Origin of the sequence: Oscillibacter sp. ER4, assembly GCF_000765235.1 — a bacterium.
Lineage (GTDB): Bacteria > Bacillota > Clostridia > Oscillospirales > Oscillospiraceae > Hominicoprocola > Hominicoprocola fusiformis.
Map to the genome: position 1 here is coordinate 1 of NZ_JPJG01000013.1, position 14,191 is coordinate 14,191.

The 14,191-nt window shown below is 50.9% G+C and carries 15 protein-coding genes; 6 read left to right on the forward strand and 9 right to left on the reverse strand.

Annotation, left to right across the window (positions count from 1 at the left end):
• Positions 1-131 precede the first annotated feature (131 nt).
• A complete protein-coding gene (locus NI20_RS0102145; RefSeq protein WP_052084365.1) occupies positions 132-536 on the forward strand; it encodes a hypothetical protein in 405 nt (134 codons plus the stop codon).
• Positions 533-733 carry a hypothetical protein gene (locus NI20_RS14920; protein WP_156108535.1) on the forward strand — a complete coding sequence of 67 codons (201 nt, stop codon included), beginning with the start codon at positions 533-535 and terminating at the stop codon, positions 731-733. The genes NI20_RS0102145 and NI20_RS14920 overlap by 4 nt, the downstream gene beginning before the upstream one ends.
• 138 nt (positions 734-871) lie before the next feature.
• On the opposite strand, the gene NI20_RS0102150 is transcribed toward NI20_RS14920, so the two are convergent.
• From NI20_RS0102150 to NI20_RS0102170, 5 genes are all read right to left on the reverse strand, one after another.
• Positions 872-2,461, reverse strand: coding sequence for a recombinase family protein (locus NI20_RS0102150; protein WP_033119809.1), 1,590 nt, complete (start codon positions 2,459-2,461; stop codon positions 872-874).
• Entirely contained in the window at positions 2,448-3,725 is a 1,278-nt protein-coding gene (locus NI20_RS0102155) for a recombinase family protein (protein ID WP_033119810.1), read from the reverse strand. The genes NI20_RS0102150 and NI20_RS0102155 overlap by 14 nt, the downstream gene beginning before the upstream one ends.
• A 183-nt stretch (positions 3,726-3,908) precedes the next feature.
• Positions 3,909-4,316: a hypothetical protein gene (locus NI20_RS0102160; RefSeq protein WP_033119811.1), complete on the reverse strand. Its 408-nt coding sequence runs from the start codon at positions 4,314-4,316 to the stop codon at positions 3,909-3,911.
• Between the two features lie 196 nt (positions 4,317-4,512).
• Positions 4,513-6,771, reverse strand: a complete 2,259-nt coding sequence (locus tag NI20_RS0102165; RefSeq protein ID WP_033119812.1) for a DUF3987 domain-containing protein — start codon at positions 6,769-6,771, stop codon at positions 4,513-4,515.
• 16 nt (positions 6,772-6,787) lie between these two features.
• Positions 6,788-6,967 (reverse strand): helix-turn-helix domain-containing protein, encoded by a 180-nt coding sequence (locus NI20_RS0102170; RefSeq protein ID WP_033119813.1) that lies wholly within the window; start codon positions 6,965-6,967, stop codon positions 6,788-6,790.
• Between the two features lie 138 nt (positions 6,968-7,105).
• Here NI20_RS0102170 and NI20_RS0102175 point away from each other — a divergent pair, with 138 nt between their 5' ends.
• Positions 7,106-8,017, forward strand: coding sequence for a hypothetical protein (locus tag NI20_RS0102175; protein ID WP_033119814.1), 912 nt, complete (start codon positions 7,106-7,108; stop codon positions 8,015-8,017).
• An 11-nt stretch (positions 8,018-8,028) separates the two neighbouring features.
• Here the strand turns inward: NI20_RS0102175 and NI20_RS0102180 are convergent, their stop codons facing one another.
• The 4 genes from NI20_RS0102180 to NI20_RS0102190 all read right to left on the reverse strand — a co-directional run bounded on the left by NI20_RS0102180 (position 8,029) and on the right by NI20_RS0102190 (position 10,664).
• Positions 8,029-8,268, reverse strand: coding sequence for a PHP domain-containing protein (locus tag NI20_RS0102180; protein ID WP_033119815.1), 240 nt, complete (start codon positions 8,266-8,268; stop codon positions 8,029-8,031).
• A 71-nt stretch (positions 8,269-8,339) separates the two neighbouring features.
• A complete protein-coding gene (gene rlmN, locus NI20_RS14405) occupies positions 8,340-9,464 on the reverse strand; it encodes a 23S rRNA (adenine(2503)-C(2))-methyltransferase RlmN (RefSeq protein WP_304412760.1) in 1,125 nt (374 codons plus the stop codon).
• 55 nt (positions 9,465-9,519) lie between these two features.
• On the reverse strand, positions 9,520-9,792 hold the full coding sequence (locus NI20_RS0102185) for a helix-turn-helix transcriptional regulator (RefSeq protein ID WP_033119816.1): 273 nt from the start codon (positions 9,790-9,792) through the stop codon (positions 9,520-9,522).
• Positions 9,793-10,469: 677 nt separating this feature from the next.
• Positions 10,470-10,664, reverse strand: coding sequence for a hypothetical protein (locus NI20_RS0102190; RefSeq protein ID WP_033119817.1), 195 nt, complete (start codon positions 10,662-10,664; stop codon positions 10,470-10,472).
• Between the two features lie 310 nt (positions 10,665-10,974).
• Here NI20_RS0102190 and NI20_RS14410 point away from each other — a divergent pair, with 310 nt between their 5' ends.
• The 3 genes from NI20_RS14410 (at position 10,975) to NI20_RS0102200 (ending at position 14,067) form a co-directional block, all read left to right on the forward strand.
• Positions 10,975-11,367 carry an ATP-binding protein gene (locus tag NI20_RS14410; protein ID WP_197055340.1) on the forward strand — a complete coding sequence of 131 codons (393 nt, stop codon included), beginning with the start codon at positions 10,975-10,977 and terminating at the stop codon, positions 11,365-11,367.
• A 37-nt stretch (positions 11,368-11,404) separates the two neighbouring features.
• A complete protein-coding gene (locus tag NI20_RS15935; RefSeq protein WP_369699385.1) occupies positions 11,405-11,527 on the forward strand; it encodes a Fic family protein in 123 nt (40 codons plus the stop codon).
• 803 nt (positions 11,528-12,330) lie between these two features.
• Complete coding sequence (locus NI20_RS0102200) at positions 12,331-14,067, forward strand: carbon starvation protein A (protein WP_033119819.1); 1,737 nt, start codon at positions 12,331-12,333, stop codon at positions 14,065-14,067.
• The last annotated feature ends 124 nt before the right edge of the window (positions 14,068-14,191 follow it).

Below are 14,191 nucleotides of genomic sequence, written 5' to 3' on the forward strand. Positions count from 1 at the left end.
CTTGTCACTTCTTTCTGCCTTTGTCTTACCACTCATTTGTGTCTTTTTCTTGTACGCTTCGCTATTTTTGACTTTTCAGATACACCCTAGATAAGATAAATGAGTTGTTGGAAAAAGCAAGGAAAAATGAATTGACCCAAGCAGAATTTTTAATTCTAAAAGATTTTGATTTGGCTGAATTACGGTCGTATGAGCAGGCAAAAGAACTTGCGGTGGATATGCTCAAAAAATGGCTTACAAAGTACAAATTTAAAGATTGGACAGTTCATTCTTCGACAGGGGCAGCTGTTACCAATGAAGAAAAGGAAGCACGAGCGCTTGATATTGCAAATAAATTAAGCGATAATAATGTTTGGAAGTCTCATGGTAGACCTATTGGCATTCAAGTATTAAAGGATGAACTTCATTTGAAAATTATTGATTTTGAAGAAGACAGCGAGTTAAGCGATATCATTGGAGAATATTACGATGCCCTGACTGAGTATATTAGGGGTCATAAGTTTAGATTCTTTTTCCAGACGAGGTTGTTTATATGAGTATTGTTGATGTTATACAGCAATTGCCTGTAAATACTGTGCAAGTAGATGACAATTATAATAGATTGAAGGCAGCACTCGATGAATATCATAGTTTGGTACAGAGTGGGAAATTAGTACCGAGAGGAAATAATGTACCCAACATATATACAACACTATTCTATAAAAGCAATATCAATGCAAAGGAATGCGAATAAGTCGGAAGTCAAGTAGTAGTATGGCGAGTTGATTATGGATAATTGCTTTGTTTGAGGTTGAGATGTTGTCCTAAAAAGAAAGGCAGACCCAGGTCAGCAGGATTTTCCCTGCCAGCCTGGGTCTGTTTCTGTAATATTTCATAGCCTTGTTACGATTTCCTTCCCGTCCTTGAAGTGAAACACCACCCGCTCATCGGCGTGGACGGTGACGTGGTCGATGGTGCCGTGCCAGAGTTTTTCGTCGAAGACTACGGGCAGAGTGTCCAACTCACCCAGTTCAAACATCATGCCGCCGATGGTGATGGCGTCCGCGTTCATCTTGTCCCGCTGTTTTTGCAGTGCTACCAGCTTGGCTTCGGTTTCTTCAAAGCGGTTGCACAGTTCGGCGTGGGTGATACGGTAGGTTTCTTCGGTCATAGTGTTGGCGGCGTTTTCTGCAATGCACAGGCGCAGCATCCCGGTGATGGTGGTCAATTCCTCTTCCAAAGCCTGAATATCCGCATCAATGAAGTCCGTGTCCGTGAGCATCCGCTGGGCATAGCGGAGCCGGTCGATGGCGGCGTCCCGGTCGGAAAGATACTCCCCAAGGGCGGTTAGGTATAGTTCTTTCAGCCGATCCTCGGTCAGGTGGGGTGTTTCGCATTTGCGTTCCCCTTTGAACTTGCCGTTGCATTGCCAGATAACACGGCGGTAGCGGTCGGTGGAGTGCCAGGTCTTGGCACCGAAAATATCGCCGCAGTCGGCACAGATGATCTTCCCGGAGAAAGGGCTGGTCTGATGGTGACGGTTGCGGCTGTTTTTGCGCCGTTCCAACTCCACCTGAACCTGCTCCCATTCCCAGGGTTCGATGATGGCAGGGTGGCTGTCCTCCACATAGTACTGGGGAACCTCTCCCTCGTTGATCTTGGTTTTCTTGGTGAGGAAATCCACCGTAAAAGACTTCTGAAGCAGTGCGGAACCTTTGTACTTTTCGTTCCGCAGGATGCTCTCCACGGTGGCTCTCTGCCAGACGGTCTTTTTTCCGGGGGTAGGGATGCCCTCCTCCGTCAGCATGGTGGCAATGGCATTGGTGGATTTCCCCTGAAGGAACTCGCGGTAGATGCGTTTGACGATCTCCGCTTCCTCCGGGACGATCTCCGGCAGTCCGTCGGCACCTTTGCGGTAACCCAGGAACTGGCCGTAAGGGATGCTGACCTTACCGTCGGAGAACCGTTTCCGCTGTCCCCAGGTGACATTTTCGGAGATGCTACGGCTTTCCTCCTGAGCCAGACTGGACATGATGGTGATGAGCAATTCCCCCTTGGAGTCGAAGGTCATGATGTTTTCTTTCTGGAAAAAGCACTCACAGCCGGTTTCCTTCAGCTTGCGGATGGTGGTCAGGCTGTCCACGGTATTTCGCGCGAATCGGCTCACACTCTTGGTCACAATCAGGTCGATTTTTCCGGCCAGGGCATCCCGGATCATGCGGTTGAAGCCGTCCCGGCGCTTGGTGTTGACGGCGCTGATGCCCTCATCGGTGTAAACCTCCACGAAGTCCCAGTCCGGGTTCTCCTGGATGAACTTGGTGTAGTAATCCACCTGGGCTTCATAGGAAGTAAGCTGTTCTTCGCTGTCCGTGGAGACACGGGCGTAAGCGGCTACCCGGCGGCGAACCCGCTCCTTGGTAGGTGTTTTGGTATGGATATTCAGTGTGGCCGGAATAACCGTAACATTTTTAGCTTTCGTCATGGCGCTGCTTCCTTTCCCGTGTTTTCTCTCCGGCTGCCCGGCGCATTTCCGCTGTCCAACTCTCGGCACGGGAGCGGTCCTGCCACCGCTTCACGGCGTTGGTTCCGTCCTTGAGGGTGAACTCCAGAAGATTATCGTTGTGGGCTGTAATCAACCTTATTTCGCCCATATGCCCAACCAGGGCAGCGGTCTGCATCAACTTTTCCTCCGGAATAGCTTTGGAGGGGCAGTAGGATTTGCCGTAGGAATTGTAGGTGGAGCAGATCCAGACCGGCCCCGTGGCGGTGGTTTTGCGGCGGTAGTGTTTGCCGCAGATGGCGCAGGTGATAAGCCCTGTAAAGGGGGATGTTTGTTGTGACTTAGCGGGCGCATACTTCTCTTTTCTCCGCTGAATCTCCGTCTGGACGGCATTGAAAGTTTCCAGCGGAATGATGGCTTCGTGGGTGTCCGTTGCGTGATACCGGGGCAGTTCACCTTTATTTCTACGGGTGACTTTGGTCAGATGGTTCTCCCGAAATTTGGTTTGGAGCAGGAGATTCCCGGTATAGGCATAGTTTCGGAGAATTCGTTCCACGGCACTCTTGTGAAACACACATCCGCTCTGGGTGGCGTATCCGCTTTCGTTCAGCCGTTTGGCGATGGCGGTGACACCCTTTCCCGCGAGGTAGTCATCGAAGATACTTCTGACGATCTCCGCTTCTTCCGGGACGACAGTCAGCTTACCGTTCTCCCGGCGGTAGCCCAGCATGAAGAATCGCCAGGGAATGCCTTCTTCAAAGTTCCGTTTCACCCGCCACTTCTGGTTTTCGCTGGCGGAGAGACTTTCCTCCTGGGCATAGCTTGCCAGGATGGAAAGCATCAACTCTCCGTCAGCGGTGGCGGTGTCGATGGACTGTTCTTCAAAATAAACGCTGATGCCCAGTTCCTTCAGTTCCCGTACCGTTTCCAGAAGGGTCACGGTATTTCGGGAAAAGCGGGATATGGACTTGGTGATGATGTGATCGATCTTTCCGGAACGGCAGTCGGTGAGCATCCGCTGGAAGTTCTCCCGGCTGTCCCTGGTGCCGGTCTTGGCTTCGTCGGCGTAAACGCCCACATACTCCCAGCCGTGATGGTGACGGATGTAGGTGCTGTAATGATCCACCTGGGCCGCCAGGGAGTGAAGCATGGCATCCTTGCCGCTGGATACTCTGGCGTATGCCGCCACCCGGAGGGGCTTGGGCATCCGGGGTGCAAATTGGATTTGTTCTACGGTTCTTGGCATGGTGTCCTCCTTTGTATCAAGTATCGTCAGCTACATATATTGCTCGTTTCGGAGGATATAGCAAGTCCATATAGTGACGAATTTCAAATGAATATACTGTCCTGTTTCAGGCCGGTTTTCATGGCGAGAACGGCGTTTGCCCGGTCGCGGGTTTGGGCATCCAGCTCTCCCTCCCGGCAGAGATTATCCAGCATTGCGCAGAGTATCCGATACCGAATGAGATCTTCTTGCGTCGGCGTAACAGGGACGGGAGCAGTATTTACGTTTCCGGTTGCCATAGCTGATAAACTCCTTTCCGCAGTATTCGCAGGTCAGATGGTAATAGGCTTTTCGCTGCACCTTCTCCGGGTGGGCGTTCCACCAAGCGTTCCGGCACTTGTCAGAGCAGAAGTATTTGGCCTTTCTGCCCTTCACCTGGAGAATGGGCTTTCCGCACTGGCGGCATTCGACCCGGACAGCATCCTCCGGCGGGTGGCGGCGGATGTAGGATCGAACGGTATTGACGGAGATCTGAAGGGTGAGCGCGATGTCCATGGCGGTCTTACCACGGCTACGCATGACATTCAGAATTTCGATTTCATGCTTGGTCATATTGAAACCTCCCGGATTTGATTTTTGGGTAATTCCCCTTTTGAATTTGCGATTTTGTGCGTGAGACCCCACGGCCGTTGTCCGGCGATACAGGCACAGAGATTTGACCCGCCCCTGCCGGGCTATTCGCTCCGAAACTTATGCGAATTCGCGCATGAGGCCCCACGCCCGTTGTCCGGACAAGAAGTCCCGGAGATTATGACCGCCCCTCCCCGGCGAAATCCTCCAGCACAGCTGGATTGGTCAGGTAAACTTCCGAGGGCTTTCTTCCCGCTCCGTGGGCGGGTGGCAGCGGCTTGGCGGCAAGATAGCCGTATTCGCACAGCCGATCCAGCACAGGCTGCAGACTCTCGGCGGTCTTGAAACGGCGGCACAGCCGCATGGCATCCCGGCGGGAGAACTCCGTAAGCCGCTCCCGTTTGATGGCGGAGAGCAGATGCTTGGCGTTCTTGTTCACGGCATCGGCACCCATGAGGGAATATGCTGCTTTGGCGTGTTCCAGAAAGTATCTGCCGATGGTAACGGCGTTCTCCATGGTTTCTCTGTCGACAGGGTCGAACATGGAGTCCTTGGGATACTTCATGACGTGCAGAATGCCGCTGATACGCAGGACGGAACCCACGAACTTACCCGCCCAGTCAGGGATCTCTGCCAAGTCACCTTTCAACCGGCCTTCCACCTCGTTGAACAAGGTCTCCAGAACTTCCTCGGCACCATCGTCCAGGCTGATTGGCTGCTGCTCGTTATCGCTGGAAAGAATGGTCTCGATCAGATCCTGATATCTGACTCTGACACCTTCCGGGATTGGTTCCGTGGAGAAAGAACGACTGCCAACTGTGGATCTCGGCATGGAGTACAGGAATCGGGCGGTGAGGCCACGACCACGGAAGGTGTTGTTGCTCATCAGCCCGTTCAGCACCTCTGGCTGCACTGCCAGCACCATGGTCAATGCCGGGTGGATAATGCTCTCGCTGGCTCTGCCGATGCGGTCGACCCGGATGGTATCACCACTGTGACCTTTGAGGAATACATCGATATTCACATTGCGGCTGTACAGGCCGCTGATGATATCGAAGATACCGCCCTCTGCGGAAACCACCGCCGCACAACCGTTGTTCTCGGCCAGAACGGAAGTCAACTTTTCGGAGGTCACATCGTCCACGAAGAGTCGGAGCGGTTTCACCGGTTCGTATTCGGCTATTTCTTTGGCCTTGTTTTTAATATCCTCCTCGGTTGCTTTGCCTTTGGATGCCCGCTCCACCAGACTGCGCTTCTCCTTTTCCAGCTTGCTCAGTTCCATTTGGCTTTTGACAATTTCCGGGCTGCGCCGTTCGTTTTCCAATTTTTCAAATACTTCCACCGGGTGAATCATCATGGACAGCACCGAGGATTTTCGCTCTGCCGGGGGAAGGATGACGACCGTGTAGGTGTTGAGGGGTTCTGCCCAGTCCGCATTGCCCCGGATGAAGTATTTTCCCTGACTGCACAGGGACACAACGCCCAGGGCCTCCACCGCCGCCATATCCACAGAGGTCTGGGTGGATTCCGCCACCGCCAGCACATAGCGGCGAATGACCTCCGGTAATGCGTCCACGGGAAATGCGGGAAGGTCATATTCATCAAAGGGGATGGGCGTGTCCCAGACTACGGGGCCGGTACTGTTGTAAGCATCCGGCGGGATGTATCCGGGCTGGTTACACATTTTGGCATAGAGCCGTTGCTTTCCTGCCCAGATGCTTTCCAACTCCCGCTCCTCCAGGGGTGGGGAGCATTGCTCGGCAGCCTGGAGGAACAGCTCTTTTGCCTCCGGGGTATCGCCGTACCGTTTGATGATCCTGGCTCCGATCCGGGACATGGTGCTGTTACGGCTTCCCTCAGGAATGGCGCGCCCCATGTTGGCAAAAGCCTGTTCGTTCTCCAGGTCATCCAGAAAGGCATTCAGGGTAATCGTGCCGGGATGATAGATGACTTGGGGATCTTCCGTGCCGAACAGGAACCGGGCGGCGTCCATGGCGTTGGCATCGAAAAAAGGGAATGACGTCAGCAGGCGTTGCTTCAGAGCCGTATAGCGGTCTGCGTCCTGCTCCGGGTCAGTGAGGAATACAATATGAAACCGGGGACGGGCGCCTTTCTCGCCTTTTGGCTTCATGTGGTGGCGGCTGAAGTGCAGCACATAGGAAACATCGGCAAAGAGGTCTGCAATATCCTCCGGGGTGACCCAGTCCGCCGGTTCGTCGGAGTGGTCGTTGTCACAGTCCCCGGGCAGGGCGTTGGCAACCTCAAAGTTTGCGGTGTTCCGATAGTTGTTTTTGTACCGGGCGCAGACCATGTCTGTGGCAAAGGCCAGCTTCGCGGAGAATTCATCCGTGATTTTGACTTCATTGGGATACAGGCAGTTGGCTGCGTTACCGATGCACTCTGCCGTGTATACGGTGATTGGTGTATTGTCGGTCATGGCGATCACTCCTTCCTCAGTTTTTCCTGTTCAGCCAATCATCCAGCGCAGAGCGTGCAATGAGCCACCGCTGCCCCACACGGCGATAAGGAATGGCTCCGCTCCCCAGCAGCCGCACCAGTGTGGGTACGCTGATTCCCAGGTAAGCTGCCGCTTCCTTGAGATTGAATACGGACTTATGAGAACTCGTTTTCATATATTTCACTCCCTTCTCTTGTGTTTGTCTGTATTATCGCATATAATAGGAACGCAAATCTTTATTCTATCGGTAAGAATAGTAATGAAATACGAAACTCTAACGGTAAGGTTTTCGGTAATAAAGGAGAGTGACAATATGGATCTGAAGCGAGAACTGACGGATTATGAGATCGGCGGCATCGGAGACATAAAAAAACACACCCTCCGGTTCCATTCATACAGAATCGGAACGGAGGATGGGAAACTGACAATCTATGCGGAATATGAACCGGGAAAGCCGCCCAGAGTATTCAGCGGCTACCCTTCCGGACAGGAGTTGCTGATCGAACTGTGCAATCTGAACCTGGAATTGCGAGACAAGCCTCTGGAGGAGTGTGCTAGGATACTGATCCGCTGGAGTCTGGAGAATATGCATCCTTACTATTTCTACGGAGATGATGTGGCGCACCTGGAAATGAACAACGATGATCCGAATGGCTTTTGGGACTGCATGGTGAATATGTTGGAATCCTATCGCGTTTTTGTGGAAGATATGGTACAGGATTTGGAGCAGCTCTATACCGACACCATGACAGCCTTCGCCATCCGCAATCTGATGGAGGGCAAAGCAGCCGATGCCCAGAGAATCTACGATGGCGTCTGTGTACCGGAACAGGAGAATTTGCTCCGGGAGTGGTATCGGACGGACAGCGCCCACCGTCCCCTGGTGCTGCAGCGGTTTGTCGAGAAAATATCGAAGCTGAATATGGGCTTGGAATATGACCTCGCCACCGGGCAGATCCAGTTGCAACCCTCCGTCAAATCCGTGGTGGACGCAGCCTATTTCGGTCTTGCCAGATTTATGGCGGTGAATGCCAACGCTCTGGATGACTACGGCGGTAAAACCAGTATTGCGTTCTGTCAGGCTTGCGGTAAGGCGTTCATCAAACGAGGGAACCGGCAGAAGTATTGCGGAACCATGCAGTGCCAGAGCGTCAGGAATAACCGGAAGTCCAGCGATTTTTATTACCGAAAGAAGAAAGACGAACAGGAAAATAATAACATATAATTTGCTTTCCATTATTGCCGCACGGAGTCTATTCGTGCGGCAAGTTCAGTAATATCAGAATTTGCATAGAAAGCCATTAATTTTGATTTAACAATTGAAAGATTCTTTTCCGCTGAATTAAAATCCACATGTTCAGTAAAACAAATAACTCTTGTACCCGTTTTGCCGGCAATCAGACAATAATCCTCCATCGTAGACATTCCATCAATTGAGAATTTTGAATGGACATGCATATCAACAAATTCATTCATAATCGAGCCTCCATTTGTGAAGTTCATGCAGATCAGTGAACGCAAATACTAGATCACACTCCGACATGCTCTTATTTATGCGATGAACCCTTTTTTCCATTCTTGCTTTTATTGTTTACATAACGTCTCTTACTTGGCTTCAATCTACTCGAAGATCCAGCATTGTTCGACGAACCTGTATCCAATTCCGAAGCTCCTTTTTTCTTGGGTGCACTCATATTGCGGTTATTTAATCTACTTACCAATTGACCACATGCGGCTTTTATATTGCCACCTCGGGATTCTCTGATTTTCACAGTAAGTCCCACCTTATTTAACTTATCACGAAATGCAACGAGTTCCTGTTTGTTTGGTCTTCGAACTGCTTTACAATCCGTTTCATTGTATTGTAAAAGATTAATCAATACATTTTTGTCACGAAACCATCTTCCCAACTGTTTTACATCATTCGCACGATCATTTACACCCGGTATAAGCAAATATGCTATAGTAACTCTACGATTATGTCTTTCTGAATATGAGAGTACTGATTGAACTACTTCATTTATATCATACCCTTTCATATGCGGCATGATATAGTCCCTTACATGCTGATTCGTGGCATGCAGGGATAACGTAAGTTGGATTTTTAAATGTTCTTCTCTCAACTTCTTCATCTGAGGGAGCGGTCCCGTTGTTGATATTGTTATACCATCTGTTGGAAAATCAAGTCCTTTGCGGTCTCTTAATATATGAATGGACTTTATCACGTTATCATAATTGAACAGAGGTTCTCCCATGCCCATGAATACAATCCTATTTACTCTACCATTTATCAGTATTACTTGTTGAACTATTTCAGATGGTGTTAGATTTCTGACAAATCCATTTTCACCAGAGGCGCAAAAGATGCACCCAACAGGGCAACCTATCATGGTGCTCACGCATACAGTAGTACCAGTTTTTCTTTTAATGCTTACCGTTTCAATGCAATAGCCATCTGACAATTCAAAAGCATATTTCTGAGTATCCGGACCACGAAAGATTTCCTTGATAGTTATCGTTTTATACTTGTTACTACTTTGGGAACCGGAGTATAATTCGCGATAAAACTTATCCGCCTCAACTTCTCCCAATACACCAACCATTTCAGAATATGTGTATCCATATGGATCCTTATATATATCCGTGGCTTGAACAGAAGCATTCTTAACCATATTCAACATATGACCTCCAATAAAAAATCACGCTAAGATTCGTTGCAAAAGGCAATCACATTTCCTTTGCAACGCCCTCCTGAAAAACTTCCATGGAATCCAACATTTTCAGAGTTCGTTCATCACTACTAAAAACTGCAAACAATGCTAAAAAAACAGTCCAATTCAATTTTTTCTTACCATTTTCAATTGCATTATAAGTTTGCCTTGAAATGCCTATCTTTTCAGAGATATCAGCTTGGGAAGCTCCTATCCTTGCACGCAGCACAGGCAACTCTGTTACCATTGTATTGATCAGTTCCATTCTCTTACTATTGTTAAACTCCACTTCTAATCCCCTTTCTAAAGAATAATTTGCTCCTTTTACTTAAGTTTGTTTAATTATCGTTCAGCAAAAGACCGCAAATTTTATCTTGAATGACAACAAATTTATTATAGCACATGTCGTCTATGTTGTCAATATGTCACCCTCGGCGACTTTAAATAATGTTTTGCTTTTCCCCGTTTTTTTCTGATTTGGGCTTTTGGGGCTTTAACAGAATTCGCAAATTTAAACAAAATGTAGAAAGTCTCGTGTTTATAACTGATTTTGCTGTTATCAGCGGGTGTTGTCACATTTCTCTCTGCTGTTGTCACCATTGCTTGAGGTGTTGTCATTTTCTCCGTTGCTGTTGTCAAAATCATCTGCGCTGTTGTCATGATGTCGGCAACAATCGGGCGTAAAGAATGAGTTGCCGGAGAGTTCCTAATCTCTGAAAGCCCTTGATTTCAAGCCATTCTGCCGCTCTGACAACAGCATTTCTTTGTATCAATTCTTGGGTTTACCTTTCGGTGTACATCCCGGCAAATACCCAGTCCGGATGGCGTTGGATGTATTCCGTGAAATACTCCTGCTGGGATTGGAGACTGTTCTCCTGGGCATCCTTCATGGTGGATACTCTGGCATAAGCGGCAACCCGTTTTGTGGGCGGCGGCTGTTTCGGGGAGATTGTCCTGGCCGGGAACTCAACCCGTGTAATTCTTTTCGACCGCAATGCTGTTCACCTCCAGTTCGCCAATTGGTGCATGGTATTTTTCCACAGCGGCACGGAGTAAAGTGTGCGAATCATCTTCTCCGATGATTCCCCTGATTGCCAGAGTGGCGAAGATACTTTTACAGAGCCGAAAGTGCAACTCCGCTTCGTATTCTGATTGGGTCATAGCGACACCTCCTTCAGCAACGACAGTATATTGCCGGATCTGTGACAGTCAATGACAGGGCCGGAGAGTTATCGAAAAGTTATCATTTACGAAGTTTCCGCACAAGCCGAAAGCGTACGGAAACTTAACATCCCCTGCCCATAATTGTGGATAGTTTCGGTTTGCCTTTGATTTTGATGAAATATTCAAAGGCTCTTTGCTTATTCAGCAAAATTTGATTGAATCAGCAAAATGTTTTTGCTGTAATTAGCGTATCGAAGGGTGATGTTAGCTTGTTAATCGAAGATCTGATTGAATTAGCAAACAAAATATGCAAACAGAAATCCTCAATGCCATCATTCACCGCGACTATAGCATTCATACGGAGGGAACTCCGGTTCAAATTGACTTTTTCACAAACCGTGTCGAAATTCACAGCCCCGGAAGTTTGTATGGCCGAATGAGCATTGAACAGCTGGGCATTGCGAAACCGGATCTTCGAAATCCTGCGCTGGCCGTCATGGCAGAAACGCTGACCGCAGCAGAGCATCGCTACTCGGGCATTCCTACCATGCGTAATGCGATGAAGGGATATGGCTTACCGGAACCGAAATTTGAAAACCGCAAAAACGAGTTCGTGGTAACGCTTTATAATAAAGCGGAAGTGGAGAAAGAAGCGGTAAATACCGAGCCAGTCGGAGATCTGTTGGCGTTTTTGTCATGAGCCGAAAACACGGCAGGAGATTGCGGCATTTTTGGGCGTGAAAACCGTTTTTTATGCGATGCAGCATTATGTTCAGCCACTGCTGGCTGCCGAAAAGCTTGCAATGACCATACCGGAAAAGCCCAAAAGCAGAAACCAAAAGTATTATACGGTTCGATAGGCAGACTTGATGTTGTCCTTTCTGTCCCTATTGTCCCGGCGCATCAAAACTGAACCCATACAATAATGCACCATGCCTTCAAAACATGGTGCATTGTATCCACGAACGGTAGGTATGCCAGAAAGGTATCCTGAAGCCGCAAGACTTCAGGATATTTTTTATTTTGCCAGCGGGAGACTGGTTTCACCAGACGGCGGTTGTTCTGTGAAAAAAGCGGGGCATGGTTTCGACACTCCTTCGGCGGCACGGTTCTATTTCGTTTCGGCATGGTGCTATTCATACTTTGCATTTGCATTTTGCCTAAAGCGGCGGCGGAGAAGTGATGGAGCGTCTATTTTCTTCGACGAAATCCGTCCTGCGCGGACAAAATTGTATTGACAACGGCGGAGGATAGGTCTATTGTACACACATCATTCGTCAAATGCTTTGAGCAGGACACGACTTCCCCGGATCACCGCTTTCAGAGAGCCGTTGGTGGTGCAAAACGGCAGCAAGGAACGGGCAGGCCATCCCCTGTGAGCAGCCGCGGTGAAAGGCGCAAACGCCGAGTAATCGCAGCCGGTCCCCCACCGTTAACAGGGTACGCTCTCCGATCCATTCGGGCAGCGGTCGAGCGGCCGGTTTTCCGGCAAGCAAAGTGGTAACGCGGAAGTTGAGATCTGCGGCGGATATCGCCGCGATATTGGCCTTCGTCTTTGCGATGGGTTTTCGTTGTGGAAAATCCGCAGCAGAGGCGGGGCTTTTCTTTTTGCTCCCGGCATTGGCGAAGAACACAGTTTTTTTAGGAAAGAAAGGGAAATCACATGAACACACTCGTCATCGTGCTGATCGCGGCGGTCGTCCTCGTCGCCGCCTACGCACTCTATGGGCGCTGGCTCGCCAAGACCTGGGGCATCGACCCCAAGGCGCAGACGCCCGCCGTCAAGTATAACGACGGCAAGGACTTTGTCCCCACCAACGGCTGGACCGTCTTCAGCCATCAGTTTTCCTCCATCGCGGGCGCGGGCCCTGTCACCGGCGCGATTCAGGCCGCCGCGTTCGGCTGGCTGCCGGTGCTGCTGTGGGTGCTGCTTGGCGGCGTCTTCTTCGGCGCTGTGACGGACTTCGGCGCGCTGTACGCTTCCGTCAAAAATGACGGCAAGTCCATGGGCATGCTGATCGAAAAGTACATCGGCAAGCTCGGCCGCAAGCTGTTTCTGCTGTTCTGCTGGCTGTTCTGCCTGATCGTCATCGCGGCGTTCGCCGACATGGTCGCCGGCACGTTCAACGCCTACACCGTAGTCGACGGCGTGACGCAGCTTGCTGACGCCGCGCAGACCAACGGCGCAGCCGGTATGGTGTCCATCATGTTCATGGTGTTCGCCGTCGTCTTCGGCCTTGTGCAGAAGAAGCTGAACCTCTCGGGCTGGAAGGAAGCCGTGCTCGGCATCCTCTGCATCGTTGCCTCGTTCGCCGTCGGCATGAACTGCCCGCTCATCTTCGGCAAGGCGACTTGGAGCTACATCACGTTCGTCTACATCTTCTTCGCCGCCGTTCTCCCGATGTGGCTTTTGAAGCAGCCGCGCGACTACATGACTACCTTCATGTTCATCTGCATGATCGCGGGCGCGGTCGTCGGCCTTCTCGTTGCGCATCCGACGATGAACCTCCCCGTCTTCACGGGCTTCAACAATGAAAAGCTCGGCACGATGTTCCCCATCCTGTTCGTCACCGTCGCCTGCGGCGCGGTGTCCGGCTTCCACAGCCTCGTCTCCTCCGGCACGTCGTCCAAGACGGTCGAAAACGAGAAGGACATGCTCAAGGTCGGCTACGGCGCGATGATCCTCGAGAGCCTGCTTGCCGTGCTCGCACTCTGCGTGGCCGGTGCGGCCGCCGCGGCGGACGGCACTCCCGCCGCCGGTACCCCGTTCCAGATCTTCAGCCGCGGCGTTGCGGGCTTCTTTGAGATGTTCGGCGTGCCGAACTACGCCGCCACGGTCTTTATGACGATGTGCGTCTCCGCCCTCGCCCTCACGAGCCTTGACGCCGTCGCGCGTATCGCGCGCATGAGCTTCCAGGAGCTTTTCAGTGTGGACGACATGGCCCACGCCGAGCCCTGGCGCAAGCTCCTGTGCAACACGTATTTCTCCACCGTACTGACGCTCGTGCTCGGCTACGTGCTCACGAAGATCGGCTACTCCAACATCTGGCCGCTGTTCGGCTCTGCCAACCAGCTGCTCTCTGCGCTCGTGCTCATCACGCTGTGCGTCTTCCTCAAGGTCACGGGCCGCAGCAACAAGATGCTCTTCCCGCCGCTCGTCATCATGCTTTGCGTCACGTTCACGGCGCTCGTGCAGCGCCTGATGGCCATGGTGAGCGCCATCCAAAATGCCGCTGCCGTCACCATCCCCGCGGGCGAGACGACCTGGGGCGCGGTGTTTATCGCCAACGGCTTGCAGCTCATCATCGCGGTGCTGCTCATCGTGCTCGGCGCGACTATCGTCGTGAACTCGATGAGAAGCTACGTCGCCAGCAAGCACAACAGCGAGGCCAAGGTTTAATTTTGAAAAATGTGTAAAAAAGGAGGCTTCCCGTGAACTGCACCCCATTTGTTAGACAGTATGATATACTATCTAAGAAGTGGGGTGTTTTGCTATGCCAAAAGGAGTACCAAACAAACGATAT

Bases quoted from the DNA above. Each gene is read 5' to 3' on its own strand.
- NI20_RS0102180 (WP_033119815.1), bottom strand. From the start codon at position 8,268: ATGAATGAATTTGTTGATATGCATGTCCATTCAAAATTCTCAATTGAT.
- NI20_RS14410 (WP_197055340.1), top strand. From the start codon at position 10,975: ATGCAAACAGAAATCCTCAATGCCATCATTCACCGCGACTATAGCATT.
- NI20_RS0102150 (WP_033119809.1), bottom strand. From the start codon at position 2,461: ATGACGAAAGCTAAAAATGTTACGGTTATTCCGGCCACACTGAATATC.
- NI20_RS14920 (WP_156108535.1), top strand. From the start codon at position 533: ATGAGTATTGTTGATGTTATACAGCAATTGCCTGTAAATACTGTGCAA.
- NI20_RS0102175 (WP_033119814.1), top strand. From the start codon at position 7,106: ATGGATCTGAAGCGAGAACTGACGGATTATGAGATCGGCGGCATCGGA.
- NI20_RS0102190 (WP_033119817.1), bottom strand. From the start codon at position 10,664: ATGACCCAATCAGAATACGAAGCGGAGTTGCACTTTCGGCTCTGTAAA.
- NI20_RS0102160 (WP_033119811.1), bottom strand. From the start codon at position 4,316: ATGACCAAGCATGAAATCGAAATTCTGAATGTCATGCGTAGCCGTGGT.
- rlmN (WP_304412760.1), bottom strand. From the start codon at position 9,464: ATGGTTAAGAATGCTTCTGTTCAAGCCACGGATATATATAAGGATCCA.
- NI20_RS0102170 (WP_033119813.1), bottom strand. From the start codon at position 6,967: ATGAAAACGAGTTCTCATAAGTCCGTATTCAATCTCAAGGAAGCGGCA.
- NI20_RS0102165 (WP_033119812.1), bottom strand. From the start codon at position 6,771: ATGACCGACAATACACCAATCACCGTATACACGGCAGAGTGCATCGGT.
- NI20_RS0102155 (WP_033119810.1), bottom strand. From the start codon at position 3,725: ATGCCAAGAACCGTAGAACAAATCCAATTTGCACCCCGGATGCCCAAG.
- NI20_RS0102200 (WP_033119819.1), top strand. From the start codon at position 12,331: ATGAACACACTCGTCATCGTGCTGATCGCGGCGGTCGTCCTCGTCGCC.